Here is a 4,288-nt window from a genome sequence, read left to right on the forward strand (position 1 = left end):
ACATCTTTAATTAAAGTGTCTTTATCTTTTTTAAATTCTTCTAAAATAGGACCTAATAAATAACCATCCGAAGCAAATGCATGACCACCGCAATTTAATCCGGATTCTATTCTATATTCTGAAACCCAAAGTCCTTTTTTTGCTAAAAATTTGCCTTGAATAAGCGCAGATCTGTAATCGCTAACTTTTAAAATTATTTTCTTTTTTAACAATCCGTTTTCATCTGGAAAAAAGTCGTTAAAGTTTTCGAAATAACTGTATAATCTCGGATTCATACCTGCAGATAATACAATAGAAGATTCTAAACTACTATTTGCAAAACCTCTTAAGGCTGCGTGTGCATCATTAAATTCGGTTGGTAGTTGCTCATTTCCTTTAAAATTAGCTTTATCTAGTTTTGTCATAATATTAACATCAATATTACCTGGTTTTAGGTTATTTTGAATCCAATTATGTACTTCTTCTTTTAAAGGATTGTTTTGAATGGTTTTTACAAAATTTTGTTTTAATTCTGAAAAATCTGGTAACATGTCCATATATTTTTCAAACTCACTACTTTTTGTATCAAAAGTTTTTTTAAGATTTTCAAACTTATGCTTTACAATAGTATCTACTGTATTTAAATAAGAAGTGATACGTTTTGCTCTATAATCTTCAACTTTTGTTGAAATAGCATTGTAAGGAATTTTGAATTTATTAGAGTAATATTCATTCATTTTTTCAATTATAACATCGTCTACAATTGATATAACTGATGATATCCCATATTTGGCAACTTTAATTGGGCTATTAAGCGTAAATGCCAATCCCATTACTGGTATGTGAAATGAATGAGGTTGTTGTTGTTTTTGCATTTTATATTAGTTTTGTTTGCTAATTAACACCTATTATTATTTGAATTTTTTACAATTTTAATAAGAATTGGTATAAAAAAATTAGGTACAAAAGTACTTAACCGCTTTTCATTAAATATGATAAATATCATATTTACAGGAACTTTCACAATTATTTATGAAAAAGCCAGCTCACTTAAAGTGAACTGGCTTAACAATTTAAATATATAAATTGGAATTAGCTTCCTGATACACTGCCTCCCGAAGAGGTGTCTTTATTAATATCGGTGGGACTTCCTTCATAATCAATATCACCACCACTAGTTGCTTTTGCAGTTAATTTTCCTGTTACATTTACATTAATATTTGCGCCGCTACTTGCTTTTGCATACGCATCAATTACTTCTAACTCATCTGCATCTATAGAACTTCCACTACTTGCTTTTCCAGAAAAAGATTTTGCTTTTCCATATACTTTAATATTAGCTCCACTTGAAGTTTCTGTGGTAATATCGTTTGCGTTTACATAAAATTTAATGGAACTTCCGCTACTTGCATCTAAATCTAAAGAGGTAAGTTGAAATGTGTTTTCAGATTTTACTGATGCGCCACTCGATGCTTTAATTTTGTTAATTGTAGCAGTACTTAAAAATACATTTCTGGCTTTTGCTCTATTCACATTTTTTTCAAAATATATTTTTAGTTGATTGTCTTTTACCTCTGTAATTAACAAGTCTATAATGTTTTCATCTGCTTCTACTTTAATTTCTGCAGCATTATCTTGAGTTATAAATAACTGAATACCTTGTTGTACTTTAATTTCATCAAAGTTATCACTTATAATTCTGTCTTCAGATACTACGTTTCTATTTCCTTTAATTCCTGTAAATCCATCAACAAAACAAGAGGTTGTTGAAATTAACAGTAGTAATATTGCTGTAATTTTTGTAAGTGTTTTCATTGTTTAGTATTTTAGTTTAGTCAAATTTATACTGATCCTAAAACAAATTATATTTTTGTTTGCTGAACTGTTGAAAAATATTGCTGAATTGTAATTATTCAATTTTTAATCCATTTTCATTAATTTTAATAGCGGCATTATTAGCTCCATCATTTACGTTAATTTCAACACCATTATTATCAATATTTAATTTAAAGTGTTCATTTTCTTTTTTATAACGCTCGCCAAAAATAGAAGGGTCACAGTCTAAACATTCCAGTCCGTTTTCAGTCATTTTATAATAATGTTTAGGCATGTCTCTATCGTGTACATTTTGAATATTATCAACGTCATCTAAGAATGTTCTAGTAGACCCATCTAAATAAATAATAGTATTTAATGGTATATAAATAGTAATATCAATTTGTTGTTCCTTTATCATATTTTTAAAATCAGTTAAAAAGTAGCCATTTAACAATAAATCCTGGTTGGTTAAATTGAACTGATATTCAATGGTTTCTGCATTTGAATTTGCATATTTTCTATTTTTACCTGAAGATTCTTTTCTGATTTTAACAAAAGCGCTGGATTTATCGGTTGATTTTACATCAACATTTATTCTATTAGAATATAATTTTCTAACATCGTTATCATAAACTGTTTCGTACGAATAACGTCTTCTAAGTTCACTTCTATTTGAAAGATTTTCATCACCAATCATTTTTACTTTTAAGGTATCTGTTGCAACAAATGGTAATTCCTCGGTTTGGTTAAAAACACCATCGTAGGCAGTTTGTGCAGCAAAATTAATTCCAGCAAATCCTAATCCTAAAAGAGATATAATCCAAATACCTAATAACGAAAGTTTTGTTGTTGTACTAAAAGATTTTATATTGTTTGAAAGAATTTTTAAACCTAACATAAAAAGTACAACAAAAGGAATTCCAGCTGCAATAAAAGTAAAAACTATGAGTAGCCAAGTTGGTAATACCGAATCATAAAAAAATGGGGGATGATTTATAAAATCATTACCAAATCCTAATATTTCAAAGCTACCTAAAGAAAACGCACCAATAATTAGTCCAATTAAAGTTGCTGCAGCAATAAATATTAATAGTGCTCCAATAAGTTTACCAAAAACTTTAAACAACGTAATTAAAATGCTTCCTAAAGTATCAAGTATTTCTTGAATACCAGATTTTGCTTTGCTACCTGCTGTTTTTTTAAATTCAGAATTTTTTACTTTTGAAGTTACATCATTTACACCATCTTTTACACGTGTTGATACATCTTGAAATTCTTCTCTAATTTTTTTTTCAATATTACTAATGTTAACGGGTTCGCCTTTCATTTGTAATTTTTCTGCAGTAGTTTCTGCCTGAGGAATTAAGATCCAAAGTAAAATATAGATTGGTATTCCAGTACCAAAACCTGCAACCACTAATACTATCCAGATAATTCTAACCCATAAAGCATCTATTCCAAAATAATGTCCTAAACCAGATGAGACACCGCCCAAAAATTTATCATCAGCATCTCTAAATAATTTTTTTGAAGAAACTCTAGACTTGTATTTTGGCTCATCTTCAAAAATTTCTTCATCAACTAAATAATCTTCGGGTTTCCCCATTATTTTAGTAATTTCATCAATGTCGTTTTCGTTTACAACCTGACGTGCATCTTTAATTCTTTCAGAAAGTAATTCGCCAATTCTATGTTCAATATCATTTAAAATTTCATCTCTTCCCTGTGGGTCATCACTTAAAGATCTTCTAATGGCATCTAAATATAGTTTCAATTTTTGATAAGCAATCTCATCAATATGAAAGAAGACACCTCCTAAATTTATATTTATTGTTTTATTCATTTTTCTGTTGGTTTATTGGTAGTTACTAAGTTTACTGCTTCTACAAGTTCACTCCAAGTTGTATTTAATTCTTTTAAAAATAATTTTCCTGTTTCTGTTAAGGCATAGTATTTTCTTGGTGGTCCAGATGTTGATTCTTCCCAGCGATAACTGAGCAAACCAGCATTTTTTAATCTAGTTAATAAAGGATAAATGGTTCCTTCAACAACTAATAATTTTGCATCTTTTAGCTGCGATAAAATTTCAGAAGTGTATGCATCTCCATGTTGTAATATAGATAAGATACAGAATTCTAAAACTCCTTTTCGCATTTGTGCTTTTGTGTTTTCTATCTTCATTTGTTGAGATTTATTGATTTAAAAGCGTTCTGCTATTTAATAAATTCTATTGTAAAGGGATAATGGTACTGTTCTCCATTATTTGCCTTGATACTAGCAGTAATAATTAAAATAAATTTTAAGATTATTGCAGGTATAATTCCTACTGCAATTGCAATTAAACCTAGGCCTAAGGTAAATATGGCAATTGGTATTATTAATATTGCTAATAAAAGACTATAAACAATTAAACTAAGTTGAAAGTTTATAGCAGATTTTCCGTGGTCGTTAATATATTAGCTTTAACTTTTTTTGGCTGTCCATAAAACAA

Annotated in this window: 4 protein-coding genes and 1 pseudogene; all 5 read right to left on the reverse strand. The window is 28.6% G+C overall.

Annotation, left to right across the window (positions count from 1 at the left end):
* Positions 1 to 854: pseudogene (locus AB1Z17_RS14290) on the reverse strand (hypothetical protein); the annotation flags it as partial.
* 217 nt (positions 855 to 1,071) lie between these two features.
* Positions 1,072 to 1,794 carry a head GIN domain-containing protein gene (locus AB1Z17_RS14295; protein ID WP_368052443.1) on the reverse strand — a complete coding sequence of 241 codons (723 nt, stop codon included), beginning with the start codon at positions 1,792 to 1,794 and terminating at the stop codon, positions 1,072 to 1,074.
* A gap of 94 nt (positions 1,795 to 1,888) precedes the next feature.
* The gene (locus AB1Z17_RS14300; RefSeq protein WP_368052444.1) at positions 1,889 to 3,640 is read right to left on the reverse strand and encodes a PspC domain-containing protein; all 1,752 of its coding nucleotides are present in this window, start codon (positions 3,638 to 3,640) and stop codon (positions 1,889 to 1,891) included.
* Positions 3,637 to 3,978: a PadR family transcriptional regulator gene (locus tag AB1Z17_RS14305; RefSeq protein ID WP_368052445.1), complete on the reverse strand. Its 342-nt coding sequence runs from the start codon at positions 3,976 to 3,978 to the stop codon at positions 3,637 to 3,639. Before AB1Z17_RS14305 ends, AB1Z17_RS14300 begins: the two co-directional genes overlap by 4 nt.
* A 32-nt stretch (positions 3,979 to 4,010) precedes the next feature.
* Positions 4,011 to 4,250, reverse strand: coding sequence for a DUF4870 domain-containing protein (locus AB1Z17_RS14310; RefSeq protein ID WP_368052446.1), 240 nt, complete (start codon positions 4,248 to 4,250; stop codon positions 4,011 to 4,013).
* Between the last annotated feature and the right edge of the window lie 38 nt (positions 4,251 to 4,288).

It is taken from the genome of Lutibacter sp. (assembly GCF_040883305.1).
Lineage (GTDB): Bacteria > Bacteroidota > Bacteroidia > Flavobacteriales > Flavobacteriaceae > Lutibacter.